The sequence below is a fragment of the Pseudomonas quebecensis genome (assembly GCF_026410085.1).
Lineage (GTDB): Bacteria > Pseudomonadota > Gammaproteobacteria > Pseudomonadales > Pseudomonadaceae > Aquipseudomonas > Aquipseudomonas quebecensis.
Genome location: NZ_CP112866.1, coordinates 3,323,902 through 3,338,163, shown reverse-complemented (window position 1 = coordinate 3,338,163; position 14,262 = coordinate 3,323,902). Strand labels below are relative to the sequence as shown.

The 14,262-nt window shown below is 60.7% G+C and carries 12 protein-coding genes and 4 tRNA genes; 11 read left to right on the top strand and 5 right to left on the bottom strand.

Annotated elements, in window-relative coordinates; genetic code table 11:
• Positions 1 to 9: 9 nt before the first annotated feature.
• Positions 10 to 2,457: an acyl-CoA dehydrogenase gene (locus OSC50_RS15455; protein ID WP_253511711.1), complete on the bottom strand. Its 2,448-nt coding sequence runs from the start codon at positions 2,455 to 2,457 to the stop codon at positions 10 to 12.
• 191 nt (positions 2,458 to 2,648) lie between these two features.
• Here OSC50_RS15455 and OSC50_RS15450 point away from each other — a divergent pair, with 191 nt between their 5' ends.
• The 4 genes from OSC50_RS15450 (at position 2,649) to OSC50_RS15435 (ending at position 5,813) form a co-directional block, all read left to right on the top strand.
• The gene (locus OSC50_RS15450) at positions 2,649 to 3,308 is read left to right on the top strand and encodes a transglutaminase-like domain-containing protein (RefSeq protein ID WP_253511714.1); all 660 of its coding nucleotides are present in this window, start codon (positions 2,649 to 2,651) and stop codon (positions 3,306 to 3,308) included.
• Between the two features lie 44 nt (positions 3,309 to 3,352).
• Entirely contained in the window at positions 3,353 to 3,970 is a 618-nt protein-coding gene (locus tag OSC50_RS15445) for a glutathione S-transferase family protein (RefSeq protein ID WP_266248686.1), read from the top strand.
• A 134-nt stretch (positions 3,971 to 4,104) separates the two neighbouring features.
• Positions 4,105 to 5,037, top strand: coding sequence for an ABC transporter ATP-binding protein (locus OSC50_RS15440; RefSeq protein ID WP_181079926.1), 933 nt, complete (start codon positions 4,105 to 4,107; stop codon positions 5,035 to 5,037).
• Positions 5,034 to 5,813, top strand: coding sequence for an ABC transporter permease (locus OSC50_RS15435; RefSeq protein ID WP_181079925.1), 780 nt, complete (start codon positions 5,034 to 5,036; stop codon positions 5,811 to 5,813). The genes OSC50_RS15440 and OSC50_RS15435 overlap by 4 nt, the downstream gene beginning before the upstream one ends.
• A 43-nt stretch (positions 5,814 to 5,856) precedes the next feature.
• Here the strand turns inward: OSC50_RS15435 and OSC50_RS15430 are convergent, their stop codons facing one another.
• Positions 5,857 to 6,396 (bottom strand): TetR/AcrR family transcriptional regulator, encoded by a 540-nt coding sequence (locus OSC50_RS15430; RefSeq protein ID WP_253511717.1) that lies wholly within the window; start codon positions 6,394 to 6,396, stop codon positions 5,857 to 5,859.
• 91 nt (positions 6,397 to 6,487) lie between these two features.
• Between OSC50_RS15430 and OSC50_RS15425 the strand changes: the two genes are divergently transcribed.
• From OSC50_RS15425 to OSC50_RS15415, 3 genes are all read left to right on the top strand, one after another.
• Positions 6,488 to 7,696 carry an MFS transporter gene (locus OSC50_RS15425; RefSeq protein ID WP_266248689.1) on the top strand — a complete coding sequence of 403 codons (1,209 nt, stop codon included), beginning with the start codon at positions 6,488 to 6,490 and terminating at the stop codon, positions 7,694 to 7,696.
• 123 nt (positions 7,697 to 7,819) lie between these two features.
• Positions 7,820 to 8,968 (top strand): TDT family transporter, encoded by a 1,149-nt coding sequence (locus OSC50_RS15420; protein WP_266248691.1) that lies wholly within the window; start codon positions 7,820 to 7,822, stop codon positions 8,966 to 8,968.
• 68 nt (positions 8,969 to 9,036) lie between these two features.
• Positions 9,037 to 10,911 carry an MFS transporter gene (locus OSC50_RS15415; RefSeq protein WP_266248693.1) on the top strand — a complete coding sequence of 625 codons (1,875 nt, stop codon included), beginning with the start codon at positions 9,037 to 9,039 and terminating at the stop codon, positions 10,909 to 10,911.
• 59 nt (positions 10,912 to 10,970) lie between these two features.
• On the opposite strand, the gene sugE is transcribed toward OSC50_RS15415, so the two are convergent.
• The 3 genes from sugE to rdgC all read right to left on the bottom strand — a co-directional run bounded on the left by sugE (position 10,971) and on the right by rdgC (position 13,433).
• Positions 10,971 to 11,285, bottom strand: a complete 315-nt coding sequence (sugE, locus tag OSC50_RS15410; RefSeq protein ID WP_266248695.1) for a quaternary ammonium compound efflux SMR transporter SugE — start codon at positions 11,283 to 11,285, stop codon at positions 10,971 to 10,973.
• A 105-nt stretch (positions 11,286 to 11,390) separates the two neighbouring features.
• Positions 11,391 to 12,356 (bottom strand): bile acid:sodium symporter family protein, encoded by a 966-nt coding sequence (locus OSC50_RS15405; protein ID WP_266248697.1) that lies wholly within the window; start codon positions 12,354 to 12,356, stop codon positions 11,391 to 11,393.
• 156 nt (positions 12,357 to 12,512) lie between these two features.
• Positions 12,513 to 13,433 (bottom strand): recombination-associated protein RdgC, encoded by a 921-nt coding sequence (rdgC, locus tag OSC50_RS15400; protein ID WP_181079918.1) that lies wholly within the window; start codon positions 13,431 to 13,433, stop codon positions 12,513 to 12,515.
• A gap of 159 nt (positions 13,434 to 13,592) precedes the next feature.
• On the opposite strand from rdgC, the gene OSC50_RS15395 reads away from it, so the two are divergent.
• From OSC50_RS15395 to OSC50_RS15380, 4 genes are all read left to right on the top strand, one after another.
• Positions 13,593 to 13,668: transfer RNA gene (locus OSC50_RS15395), tRNA-Val, on the top strand.
• A 19-nt stretch (positions 13,669 to 13,687) separates the two neighbouring features.
• A tRNA-Asp gene (locus OSC50_RS15390) sits at positions 13,688 to 13,764 on the top strand.
• Between the two features lie 176 nt (positions 13,765 to 13,940).
• A tRNA-Val gene (locus tag OSC50_RS15385) sits at positions 13,941 to 14,016 on the top strand.
• 19 nt (positions 14,017 to 14,035) lie between these two features.
• Positions 14,036 to 14,112: transfer RNA gene (locus OSC50_RS15380), tRNA-Asp, on the top strand.
• Positions 14,113 to 14,262: the final 150 nt, after the last annotated feature.

Here is a 14,262-nt window from a genome sequence, read left to right as displayed (position 1 = left end):
CCGCTCGTATCAGCGGACTTTGCCCTCGGCCTGGGCCAGTTCTTCCTTGCTGAAATCATCCACATCGATCACCTTGCGGCGTGCCGCTTCGGCGTCGCGCAGTGTTTGCGCTTCAGCCGCTTGCAACACGCCGGCATTGAGTGCCGCGTCGATGGCGTGCTCGCCGGCAGCCGGCTTGAGCTGGCCGCTTTTGAGCGCGGTGTGCAGTTTCTTTTGCAACGGGTGGCTGGCGCTCAGCAGGTCGTAGGCGTGTTGCAGGGCGCCCACCGGATCTTCCGCCGATTGCGGGCGATAGCAGCCGGCCAGTAATTCTTCCAGGGTCGGGTCGCCTTTGGCGCGGCCGATCACTGCGGCCACCTCGGCATCCAGTGCATCCGATGGGCCGGTATGGCGGCGCCCGAACGGGAATACAATCACCCGCAGCAGGCCGCCCAGTACCTTGTTCGGGAAATTGCTGAGCAATTCATCCAGGGCGCGCTCCGACTCACCGAGGCTTTCTTCCATGGCCCACGCGAACAGCGGTTGCAGGTGGTCCGGCGAGTCCAGGTCGTGGTAACGCTTGAGCGCAGCCGATGCCAGGTACATGTGACTCAGCACATCCCCCAGACGCGCCGACAAGCGTTCGCGACGTTTCAATTCACCCCCCAGCAGCATCATGCTCAGGTCGGCGAGCAGGGCGAAGGCGGCAGCCTGGCGGTTCAAGGCACGGAAGTAGCCCTGGCTCAGACGGTTACCCGGCGCTTTTTCGAAATGGCCGATACCCAGGTTCAGCACCAGCGTACTGGCGGCGTTGCTGACGGCGAAGCCGATGTGCTGCATCAGCAGGCTGTCGAACTCCTTGAGTGCCTGGTCTTTGTCTTCACGTCCGGCCAGCGCCATTTCCTTGAGCACGAACGGATGGCAGCGGATGGCGCCCTGACCGAAGATCATCAGGTTGCGCGACAGGATGTTTGCGCCCTCAACGGTGATGAAGATCGGCGCGCCTTGCCAACTGCGGCCCAGGTAGTTGTTCGGGCCCATGATGATGCCCTTGCCGCCGTGCACGTCCATGGCGTGGCCGATGCATTCACGACCACGTTCGGTGAGGTGATACTTGAGGATGGCTGACAGCACCGAGGGTTTCTCGCCCAGGTCGACCGCGTTGGCGGTCAGCATCCTTGCGCTGTCCATCAGCCAGGCATTGCCGCCTATGCGGGCCAGGGCTTCCTGGATGCCCTCGAAGGCCGACAGCGGCACGTTGAACTGTTCGCGCACCTGAGCATACTGGCCGGTCACCAGGCTGGTGAACTTCGCCGCGCCTGTACCCACCGCCGGCAGCGAAATCGAACGGCCTACCGACAGGCAGTTCATCAGCATCATCCAACCCTTGCCGAGCATTTCCTGACCGCCGATAAGGTAGCTCAGGGGGATAAACACGTCCTTGCCGGAGTTGGGGCCGTTCATGAACGCTGCACCCAAAGGCAAATGGCGACGACCGATTTCAACACCGGGAGTGTCGGTGGGAATCAGGGCCAGGCTGATGCCCAGGTCTTCTTCCGCGCCCAACAGGTGGTCGGGGTCGTACGCCTTGAACGCCAGCCCCAGCAGGGTCGCGACCGGACCAAGGGTGATGTAGCGTTTTTCCCAGTTCAGACGCAGGCCGATGGTTTCCTGGCCTTCCCATTCACCTTTGCAGATCACGCCGGTATCGGGCATGGCGCCGGCGTCGGAACCGGCCAGCGGTCCGGTCAGGGCGAAGCACGGGATATCGTCGCCTCGCGCCAGGCGCGGCAGGTAGTGGTTGCGTTGTTCATCGGTGCCGTAATGCAGCAGCAATTCGGCGGGGCCGAGGGAGTTGGGTACCATCACGGTGGAGGCCAGATCGCCACTGCGGGTGGCGAGCTTCATCGCGACCTGTGAATGGGCGTAGGCCGAAAAACCCTTGCCGCCGTATTCCTTGGGAATGATCAGGGCAAAGAAACCGTGAGTCTTGATGTGCTCCCAGGCGGCGGGCGGCAGGTCCATGGCCTGGCCGATTTCCCAGTCGCTGACCATTGCACAGAGTTCTTCGGTGGGACCGTCGATAAAGGCCTGCTCTTCTTCGGTCAACTGCACCTTGGGGTAGGCCAGCAATTTGTCCCAGTCGGGACGCCCGCTGAACAGCTCGCCGTCCCACCATACGGTGCCTGCGTCGATCGCGTCGCGCTCGGTTTCGGACATCGGCGGCAGCACTTTCTGGAACCAGCTGAACAGCGGCTTGGTGAAATATTGGCGACGCAGGTCGGGTAGCAGCAGCGGCGCCGCGACCACGGCCAGCAGCACCCAAAGGATCACCAGCAACCAGCCTGGTGCGTGGCTCCAGGCGCCCATCGCCAGCAGGTAAACGGCGACCACGCCCAGAGCGGGCAGGGGCGCGGTGCGGCGGTGTGCCAGGTAGGCGATGCCGACCACCAGAACCAGTATCCACAACAACAGCATATTCAATCCTCCGTGAAACCAGGGCGAAACCACCAGGGAGCTTAGTCGGCATCCGAGAAAGCGCGGTGGTCAGGGTGTAACGAGTTGTGCTGAAAGCACCCTGCAGCGGGCGCCGACATTTGGCCGAATCGTCGTTATCCGTGGGCTGGGCCTGTGGTTAAACTCCAGGCTTGCCTCGGAGATCAAACATCATGAATGCGTACTTGAGTCCCAGCCGCTTCATCGATAGTGACCACCCTGCCGTGGTGGAGTTCGCGGTAAAACATCGCGGAACCAGCGCGGATTTAAATGACCAGGCGGTCAGCCTTTACTACGCGGTGCGTGAGCAGATTCGCTACAACCCTTATACCTTCAGCCGCGATCCGCGCACCCTCAGTGCCAGCTTCGCCCTGGCCAGCCGTGAGAGTTACTGCGTGCCCAAGGCCACTTTGCTCGCCGCCTGCGCCCGGCATTGCGGCATCCCCGCACGCATCGGCCTGGCGGACGTGCGCAATCACCTGTCGACCCCACGTCTGATCGCGTTGCTCAAGAGTGACGTGTTCGCCATGCACGGGTACACCGAGTTGTACCTGCACGGTCGCTGGGTCAAGGCGACGCCGGCGTTCAACGCCCAGTTGTGCGAACTGTTCGATGTGCCGCCGCTGCCGTTCGACGGCATCAATGACAGCGTTTTCCAGGCCTACAATCGCCAGGGCCAGCGGTCGATGGAGTATCTGGTCGACCATGGGCAGTTTGTGGATGTGCCCGAGGAATTTTTCTTCGCCCACCTGCAGAAATGTTACCCGCACCTGTTTGACGATGCGCCGCCTCCCTTGCTGGGCGACCTGCGGACGGATTTAAGCCGCCTGTGAACCGGCGTATGCTGCTGCGTCCACCCATCCACGAAGGCGCGGTCATGCTGAAAATCTGGGGTCGTAAAAATTCATCGAATGTCAGGAAGGCACTGTGGTGCGCCGAGGAGCTCGGCCTGGAGTATGAAGCCATTGATGCAGGCGGGGCTTTCGGCGTGGTCGACACGCCGCAGTATCGGACGCTGAACCCCAACGGCCGAGTGCCGATGATCGAAGACGGTGACTTCGTGCTGTGGGAGTCCAACACCATCGTGCGCTACCTGTGCGCCAAGCACGGGGCGAGCTGGTATCCGACCGATCTTCAGGCCCGCGCCAACGCGGAAAAGTGGATGGACTGGACCACCTCAACCCTCGCCGAGCCATTCAAAGCAGTGTTCTGGGGCATCGTGCGCACGCCGGCGGAGCAACGGAACTGGGACGCCATCAATGCCGGGCGCAACGCCTGCATCGACGCGCTCGGTATGGTGGACAAGGCCCTGGCCGAACAACCCTACCTGTCCGGCAACGCCATCGGCATGGGCGACATTCCCTTGGGCAGCTTTATCTACGCGTGGTTTGAAATGCCCATCGAACGGCCTGCCATGCCCCATCTGGAGGCGTGGTACCAGCGTTTGCAGCAACGCCCGGCCTACCGAAAAGCGGTTATGACCGCGTTGACTTAATACCCACTATTAATACAGGTGACTGTACTTGTACGGCGCGGCCAAGCACCATGCCTGTCCTGCGCCGTCGTTGAACTAAGGGCGGCGTGCCCTCATCTACTCTTTCTATTCCCTTCTCTGGTGCGTAATCCGATATGAGTTCCGCTCTGTCCATCCGGCAGCTAACCAAAACCTACGGCAACGGTTTCCAGGCCCTGAGTGGTATCGATCTGGACGTTGCCGAAGGTGATTTCTTCGCCTTGCTCGGCCCCAACGGTGCCGGCAAATCCACCACCATCGGTATCCTGTCCACCCTGGTTAACAAGACCAGCGGCACGGTAAATATCTTCGGCCATGACCTGGACAAATCCCCGGCGGCGCTCAAGCGTTCCATCGGCGTGGTGCCCCAGGAATTCAACTTCAACCAGTTCGAAAAGACCTTCGATATTGTCGTGACCCAGGCGGGCTACTACGGTATTCCAGCGAAAATCGCCAAGGAACGCGCCGAGCAGTACCTCACGCAATTGGGCCTGTGGGACAAGCGCGACGTGCCTTCGCGCTCGTTGTCAGGCGGCATGAAGCGGCGCCTGATGATCGCCCGCGCACTGGTGCACGAGCCGCGCCTGCTCATTCTCGACGAGCCTACCGCCGGCGTGGACATCGAGCTGCGACGTTCGATGTGGACCTTTCTCACCGAGCTGAACGAGAAGGGCATCACCATCATTCTCACCACGCATTACCTGGAAGAGGCCGAGCAGTTGTGCCGCAACATCGGCATCATCGACCACGGCACCATTGTTGAGAACACCAGCATGCGCAACCTGCTTGGCCAGTTGCATGTGGAAACGTTTCTGCTGGACCTGAAGAACACACTGACGACCGCGCCGCAGTTGCTAGGCTACCCCAGCCGCCTGGTAGACAGCCGCACCCTGGAAGTCCAGGTGGATAAAGCCATGGGTATCACCGCGCTGTTCGGCCAGTTGGCCACCCAGAACATCGAGGTGCTGAGCCTGCGTAATAAAACCAATCGCCTTGAGGAGTTGTTCGTGTCCCTGGTGGAGAAAAATCTGGCGAAGGTGGCGGTATGAGTTCCGAACTGCAACCCAACCTCGTCGCGCTGCAGACCATCGTCTATCGCGAAGTGAAGCGCTTTACCCGGATCTGGCCGCAGACGTTGCTGCCGCCGGCGATCACCATGGTCTTGTACTTTGTGATCTTCGGGAACCTGATCGGCCGCCAGATTGGCGACATGGGTGGCTTTACCTACATGGAGTACATCGTGCCTGGCCTGATCATGATGTCGGTGATCACCAACTCCTACGGCAACGTGGTCTCGAGTTTCTTCGGCAGCAAATTCCAGCGCTCCATCGAGGAGCTGATGGTGTCGCCAGTGTCGCCGCACACCATCCTGATCGGCTACACCCTCGGTGGTGTGCTGCGCGGCTTGATGGTCGGGGTGATCGTGACGCTGCTGTCGCTGTTCTTCACTCACTTGCAGGTCCATCACCTCGGGGTGACGATTCTGGTGGTGGTGCTGACGGCGACTATCTTCTCGCTGCTGGGCTTTATCAACGCCGTGTTTGCACGCAACTTCGATGACATCTCGATCATCCCGACCTTCGTGCTGACGCCACTGACCTACCTGGGCGGAGTGTTCTACTCCATCAGCCTGCTGCCGCCGTTCTGGCAGACCGTGTCGCTGGCCAACCCGGTGCTGCATATGGTCAATGCCTTCCGCTACGGCATCCTCGGCGTGTCGGATATCAAGATCAGCGTGGCGATTACCTTCATGGTCGTGGCCACCGTGGTTCTGTATATCGGTTGTGCGCGGCTGCTGGTGAGTGGGCGCGGGATGCGCACCTGAGCCCCTGTGGGGGGGTAAGCTCCCTCCCACCTTTAGTTTTGCGTCACGCCTTCAGTGCTAGCTCGATCAACGCATGCAGCTCTGCAACTGTCAAAGGCGTGTTCGAAAACAGAATGCGAAACACCGTGGGCGCGGCCAGAAGGTTGATCAAGCGGTCCACGCTTGGCGCCGTGTCGGCAGGGTAGCGGTCAACAATCGCCTGCAGCTGCGCGCTCAGAATGCTCACGCAATAGCCTGGCGTCTGGCTGCACTGCACATCGCGCATCATCATGCGCCCCGGCTCCGAATTCATTTCATCCAGATATTGCTCGGCCCAGGCCCGCAGGTCACCGCGCAGGCTGCCGGTATCGGCCGGCTCGCTGTCCGGTCGCATGCGCGCCAGGGCCACGTCGGCGAGCAGGGCGCCGAGGTCTCCCCAGCGTCGGTAGATGGTCGACGGGGTTACCCCGGCGCGCGCAGCAATCATCGGCACTGTCACGCTGGAACGCGCATGCACTTCCAGCAGTTCATGCACCGCGCTATGTACCGACGCTTGTACCCGGGCACTGCGGCCTCCCGGGCGTAGGCCTTCTTTAATCACCATGGGCGTGACCTTAACACAAAGAATTTGCTTTAAGCGCCAACGGATAGCACACTCCACAAAAGCAAAATATTAGCTTTAACGGAGCGTGCGCATGTCCAGCCTTACTTCCCATCGTCCCAGCCTGGTGTTTCTGGCGATCACCTTGCTGACGTTTCTTGCCGCGTCCAGCGCGCCGACGCCGTTGTACCACCTGTATCAGCAACAATTGGATTTCTCCCCGGGCATGCTCACGCTGATCTTCGGCGTGTACGCCCTGAGCTTGTTGGCGGCGCTGCTGACGGTGGGCTCACTGTCGGACTACCTGGGGCGCAAGCCGATTATTTTCGCTGCGCTGATTCTGGAAATGCTGGCGATGCTGCTGTTTATCAATGAAAGCAGCGTGGCCTGGCTGATCGCTGCGCGCACGTTGCAAGGCTTTGCCACCGGCATGGCCACCGCCGTGCTCGGTGCGGCGCTTCTGGATACCGATCGCGAGCAAGGCCCGCTGATCAACAGCCTTGCGCCTTTGCTGGGTATGGCCTGTGGTGCGATGGGCTGCAGCCTGCTGGTGGAGTACGCGCCGTCCCCGACCCGGTTGATTTACTGGGTGCTGTTCGGCGGCCTGCTGTTGCAGGCCTTGGCGGTATGGCGCCTGCCGGAAACGGTCAGCCGTATTCCAGGAGCACTGGCGTCGTTGTGGCCGACCTTGCATGTGCCTGGCCAGGCCCGCCGCGCGCTGTGGATCGCGTTGCCGGTGAATATCGCGGTATGGGCCATGGGCGGTTTTTATTTGTCCCTGGCGCCGTCATTAGTGCGCGCGGCGACCGGCTCGACATCGAACCTGATCGGGGGAGCGCTGGTGGCGGTGCTGACCGTCAGCGGAGCGTTGATGATTTATGGTCTGCGCCATCGCGCCGCGCATAAGGTTCTGCGCCTGGGCGCAATGCTGTTGGCCATGGGCGTGGCGCTGATCCTCGGGGCCGTGCACACCGCCAGCCTGGCGCTGTTCTTCATCGCCACCCTGATCGCCGGCAGCGGGTTCGGCGCCGGGTTCCTGGGCGCTGTGCGCAGCGTGGTGCCACTGGCGTTGCCCCATGAACGGGCCGGCCTGATGTCGGCATTTTACGTGCTCAGTTATTTGGCTTTCTGCATACCCGCGCTGTTGGCCGGCACACTGACGCGCACGTTCGGTCTGATTGCCACCACGGATGGGTATGGCGCCTTATTGATCGTGCTGGCCCTGAGCGCCTTGCTGGCGCTGCTGCTGCAAGGTCGCGCAATGACCAGAGCGATGTCCAGCCCCACCAAGTGCGTGCGATGAATTGATCACAGTCTGCCGTACTTATCTGCAAAACAGATAACAGTTAGAGATATTACCCGTTATATAGATATTCGATCAGGTTCTACCATGGTCTCACCCTCATACGAGGAAGAGGATTTCACCATGACCTGTTCCGCTGTTTCCAGTTACAAACCCTTCAGTCACCTGACCCGGCCTCGGGAAGTGATTCGCCAGTTCACGCCCAACTGGTTCGCCGCAACCATGGGCACCGGCGTGCTCGCCCTGGCCCTGGCCCAATTGCCGGTGGCACTGCCGGGCATGCATGCCCTGGCCGAAACGCTGTGGTTGTTCACCATCGTCTTGTTCATAGTGTTCAGCGGCTTGTACGCCGCGCGCTGGGTGATGTTTTTTCACGAGGCGCGGCGGATCTTCGGGCACTCCACGGTTTCGATGTTCTTCGGCACCATTCCGATGGGCCTGGCCACGATCATCAACGGTCTGCTGCTGTTCGGTCTGCCGCGTTGGGGCAATACCGTGGTGCCGTGGGCCGAGGTGCTGTGGTGGTTGGATGTGGCCATGGCCCTGGCCTGCGGCGTGCTGATCCCGTTCATGATGTTCACGCGCCAGGAGCACAGCATCGACCAGATGACCGCCGTGTGGCTGCTGCCCGTTGTCGCCGCCGAGGTCGCCGCCGCCAGTGGTGGGCTATTGGCGCCGCACCTGGCCGACGCCCATGGGCAACTGGTGATGCTGGTGACCAGCTATGTGTTATGGGCATTTTCCCTGCCGGTGGCGTTCAGCATTCTGACCATCCTGATGCTGCGCATGGCCTTGCACAAACTGCCCCACGCCAATATGGCCGCGTCAAGTTGGCTGGCCCTTGGCCCCATCGGCACCGGTGCTCTCGGCATGTTGCTGCTGGGAGGCGATGCACCGGCTATCTTCGCCGCCAACGGCCTGCCTGGCATCGGCGACATTGCCAACGGCCTGGGCCTGGTGGGCGGTGTCACGCTGTGGGGTTTCGGCTTGTGGTGGATGCTGATTGCGGTGTTGATCACACTGCGCTACCTGCGCGCAGGAATCCCCTTCAACCTGGGCTGGTGGGGCTTTACCTTTCCCCTGGGCGTGTACGCGTTGACCACGCTCAAACTGGCAAGCGTGTTGCACCTGGCGTTCTTCAACGTGGTGGGCAGCGTGTTGGTGGCGACGCTGGCGTTGATGTGGTTGATCGTGGCCAGACGCACCGTTGCCGGCGCCTATAGAGGTGAGCTTTTTGTTTCACCGTGCATTGCAGGATTAGGGAATAAGTAAGCAGGATTAGGTAAAGTCGTGGCCTGATAATCGATAAGCCTTCAGGCCACGCAGGAACACGGACGACGATGAGCCATCCTTCTCAATTCACCTTGCTGCGCACGCGGCGCTTTCTGCCGTTTTTCATCACCCAGTTGCTGGGTGCCTTCAACGACAACATCTTCAAGCAATCGCTGATCCTGGCGATTCTCTACAAACTCACCATCGACGGTGATCGCGCCATTTGGGTCAACCTGTGCGCGCTGCTGTTCATTCTGCCGTTCTTTCTGTTTTCGGCGCTGGCCGGGCAGTTCGGCGAGAAATTCAACAAGGACGCCCTGATACGCGCGATCAAGATCGGCGAAATCGTAATCATGGCCGTGGGCGCCACCGGGTTTCTGTTCAATCATTTGGAATTGATGCTGCTGGCGCTGTTCGCCATGGGCACGCACTCGGCGCTGTTCGGCCCGGTCAAATATTCGATCATGCCCCAGGCGTTGCGCGACGACGAATTGGTCGGCGGTAACGGCCTGGTGGAAATGGGCACGTTCCTGGCGATCCTGGCCGGCACTATCGGCGCCGGGATCATGATGTCGTCCACTCATTACGCACCGGTGGTGTCGGTGGCGATCGTCGGCGTGGCGGTCCTGGGTTACCTGGCCAGCCGCAGCATTCCGCGTGCGGCGGCCTCCACGCCGCAACTGCGTTTGAACTGGAATATCTTCAGTCAATCCTGGGCCACCCTGCGCATGGGCCTGGGGCAGACGCCGGCAGTGTCGCGCTCGATTGTCGGCAACTCGTGGTTCTGGTTTGTCGGCGCGATCTACCTGACGCAGATCCCGGCCTACGCCAAGGAGTGGCTGTACGGCGATGAAACCGTGGTCACTCTGATTCTCACGATGTTCTCGGTGGGCATCGCGCTGGGTTCGATGCTGTGCGAAAAGCTGTCCGGGCGTAAGGTTGAAATCGGCCTGGTGCCGTTCGGTTCATTCGGCCTGACGGTATTCGGCCTGCTGCTGTGGTGGCACTCGGGTGGCTTCGCGCAGAACGTCCAGGCCAACGATTGGCTGGCGGTGCTCAGCTACGGCCAAGCGTGGTGGGTACTGGGCGATATCCTCGGCCTGGGTGTGTTCGGCGGTTTCTATATCGTGCCGTTGTACGCGTTGATCCAGTCACGCACGGCTGAACACGAGCGCGCGCGGGTAATCGCCGCCAACAACATCCTCAACGCGTTGTTCATGGTGGTGTCGGCGATGGTGTCGATCCTGCTGCTGAGCGTGGCCAAGCTGTCGATTCCGCAGCTGTTCCTGGTGGTGTCGCTGCTCAATATCGCGGTCAACGCCTACATCTTCCGGATCGTCCCGGAGTTCACCATGCGCTTCATGATCTGGCTGCTCAGCCATTCCATGTACCGCGTGGAGCACCGCAACCTGCAGGCCATCCCCGATGAAGGCGCCGCGTTGCTGGTGTGCAATCACGTGTCGTTTGTCGATGCGCTGCTGATTGGCGGCGCGGTGCGTCGGCCGATTCGCTTTGTCATGTACTACAAGATCTACCGTTTGCCGGTGCTCAACTTTATCTTTCGCACCGCCGGGGCGATTCCAATTGCCGGGCGCAACGAAGATATCCAGATTTATGAGCAAGCCTTCAAGCGCATAGCTCAATACCTTAAGGACGGGGAGCTGGTCTGTATCTTCCCGGAGGGCAAGCTGACGGCCGATGGTGAGATGAATGAGTTTCGGGGGGGCGTGACGCGTATCCTGGAAGAGACGGCGGTGCCGGTGATCCCCATGGCGTTGCAGGGGCTGTGGGGCAGTTTCTTCAGCCGGGACCCGAACAAAGGCTTCCTGCGCCGGATCTGGTCGCGAGTGGTGCTGGTGGCCGGCGCGCCGGTTGCTGTAGAGGCGGCTACGCCTGCCCAGTTGCAGGAAGCGGTGGCAGGGTTGCGTGGGACGGTTCGCTAGTTTGGTACGACTAGTCAGCCCTTATCGCGCTCAAGCCGCCCGCGATAAGGGCTGGCGGCCTAGGTGCTGAGCTTGAGGCCAATGAGCCCGCATATGATCAGCGTGACACTGGCCAGCCTGAACAACGCCATGGATTCGCCGAACAGGATTATCCCGGCAATGACTGTTCCGACGGCGCCCACGCCCGTCCATACGGCATAGGCAGTGCCCAGTGGCAGCTCTTTGACGGCCAGGCCCAGCAGGCCGAGGCTGACGGCCATGGCGGCAAGCGTCAGGACGGTGGGCAGCGGCTTACTGAAACCGTCGGTGTACTTCAAGCCGACGGCCCAGCCGACTTCGAACAACCCGGCAAAAAACAGAATGATCCAGGACATGGGTAACCCCTTCTGCAGATGGGGTCGTCCCCGGAATTGTCGCTTGACAGCGTCGCGGGGTCGTCCCCGCGAAGTCCGTCAGAGTGCCGAACATCGAGCCGGCGATCAAGTTGGTGGGGTGTGTTCCACTGCGCGGCGGTCTTGCTCTTCGCTCATGCGGCGGAAGTAAGTCGACAGCAACGCCCCCGAAATATTGTGCCAGACGCTGAATAGCGCGCTCGGCACCGCCGCCAACGGCGAGAAGTGCGCGCTGGCCAGCGCGGCGCCCAGCCCAGAGTTTTGCATGCCCACCTCCAGCGCCAGGGATTTGCGTTGCGCCAGAGGCAGCTTGAACAGGCGACCGGTGAAGTAGCCCAGCAAGTAGCCGAAGCTGTTATGCAGCATCACCACCGCCATGATCAACAGGCCCGACTCGGCAATCTTTGCCTGGCTCGCCGCAACTACCGCGGCGACGATCATCACGATGCTGATCACCGATACCAGCGGCAATACCTCCACCGCATGGCGCACGCGCTCACCGAGCACGCGTTGCGCCACCACGCCGAGGACGATCGGCAGCAGCACCACTTGCAGGATCGACCAGAACAGCTCCATGAACGACACCGGCAACCAGGCCGACGCAAGCAGCCAGATCAGTGCCGGCGTCAGCAGCGGGGCGAGGAGGGTGGTGACAGCGGCGATGGCCACTGACAACGCCAGATCGCCACGGGCCAGCCAGGTCATGACGTTGGACGAGGTGCCGCTTGGGCAGCAGCCCACCAGGATCACACCGACGGCAATTTCCGGCGGCAGATGAAACGCCTGGCACAACAACCAGGCCACGCCGGGCATGATCACGAAGTGCGCCACCACGCCCAGTGCCACGCGCCATGGATGGCGCGCGACTTCGGCGAAGTCATCCAGTTTCAGGGTCAGCCCCATACCGAACATCACCAGGCCCAGCAACGGCACGATGGCGCTTTTGAGGCCGATGAACCAGGTCGGTTCGAAGAACGCCACAACGGCGAAAATCAACACCCAGTAGGCGAAGGTATTGCCGACGAAGCGGCTCAGGCTGGCGAGGGCGCGCATGGGGATGTCCTTTTTTGTTGGTCTCTTTTGAAAGGTTGATGCGGTCAAATGTGGGAGGGGGCTTGCCCCTATCGCACTGTGCCGGCCAATGAATAAATTGACCGACACCGCGCAATACAGAGCTCGCCCCCTGCCGCATCCCGATCCTCACACGGCTTAGATGCCCTGCGGGGTCTCTTCGCCGCCCAGTGCTTCGATCAACGCCGGCAGGAAGTCGCCGAACGTCAGCATCATCAGGGTAAAGCTGGCATCCAACTGGCCCAGGGCTTCGTCGCCGCCGTCCTGTTCGGCCTGGTCCTGCAGCAGGTCTTCGAACTTCAGGCGCTTGACGGTCATTTTGTCGTCGAGCATGAAGGACAGCTTGTCCTGCCAGGCCAGGGCCAACTGCGTTACCACTTTGCCGGTGGTCAGGTGCAGTTGGATTTCTTCGCTGGTCAGGTCCTGACGCTTGCAACGGACGATGCCGCCGTCTTCGTGAGTGTCGCGCAGTTCGCATTCGTCGAGAACGAAGAAATCATCGGCCGGTTTCTGGGTGGTGACCCAGTCGGTCATGATGGCGGTCGGTGCGGTTTTAACCGTCAATGGGCGTACCGGCAGGGTGCCGATGACTTCACGCAGGGTCGAGAGCAAGTCTTCGGCGCGCTTGGGGCTGGCTGAGTTCACCAGGATCAGGCCTTGTTTCGGCGCGATGGCGGCGAAGGTCGACGAGCGACGAATGAACGCGCGGGGCAGGAAGGCCTGAATGATCTCATCCTTGATCTGGTCGCGCTCCTTCTTATAGACCTTGCGCATCTGCTCGGCTTCGATCTCTTCGACCTTCTCTTTGACTGCGTCGCGCACCACGCTGCCCGGCAGGATACGTTCTTCCTTGCGCGCTGCGATCAGCAGGAAGTCGCCGCTGACGTGAACCAGGGGGGCATCTTCGCCTTTGCCGAACGGTGCGACGAAACCGTAAGTGGTCAACTCCTGGCTCGCACACGGGCGTGCCAGTTTGGTGGCCATGGCCGCTTCCAACGCCTCGGCATCAACAGGCAGATCTTGGGTCAGGCGATAGATAAGCAGGTTCTTGAACCACATGGGGTGAGTCTCTCCTTTATACAAAGGGGGGCATTATTCTCTTCATATTGGCGCAGGCCAACCCTGCCTAAGCCATTGGAAGGCATGAAAAAAAAGATTTAAGAAAGTGCTTGCCAGACCTGAGGGCGCTCCGTAGAATGCGCGCCACACCGAAACGAAGGGTGATTAGCTCAGCTGGGAGAGCATCTGCCTTACAAGCAGAGGGTCGGCGGTTCGATCCCGTCATCACCCACCATTCGCTTCACGTGTTACGCGCAGCGGTAGTTCAGTCGGTTAGAATACCGGCCTGTCACGCCGGGGGTCGCGGGTTCGAGTCCCGTCCGCTGCGCCATATTCGGTTACCTGGAACACTGAACGCCAGGTCGCCACAGAAAGCCCGCTTAATCGCGGGCTTTTTGCTGTTCGACATACGGCAAAAAATCGCGCGCTTAATTTTTTTAAAATAAAGTGCATTTAAATCAAGACATTACGATTTTTTGGTGTATGATGCGCCCACACCGAAACGAAGGGTGATTAGCTCAGCTGGGAGAGCATCTGCCTTACAAGCAGAGGGTCGGCGGTTCGATCCCGTCATCACCCACCATTCGCTTTACGTGTTACGCGCAGCGGTAGTTCAGTCGGTTAGAATACCGGCCTGTCACGCCGGGGGTCGCGGGTTCGAGTCCCGTCCGCTGCGCCATATTCGGTTATCTGGAACGCTGAACGCCAGGTCGCCACAAGAAGCCCGCTCATTGAGCGGGTTTTTTTTCGCCCGGGATTTGGCTACTCGACTTTTTTCTTGTGTGTCTGACGCGTAGCCAGGTGTTCAAAGCAAAACGAGGCAGTGCCG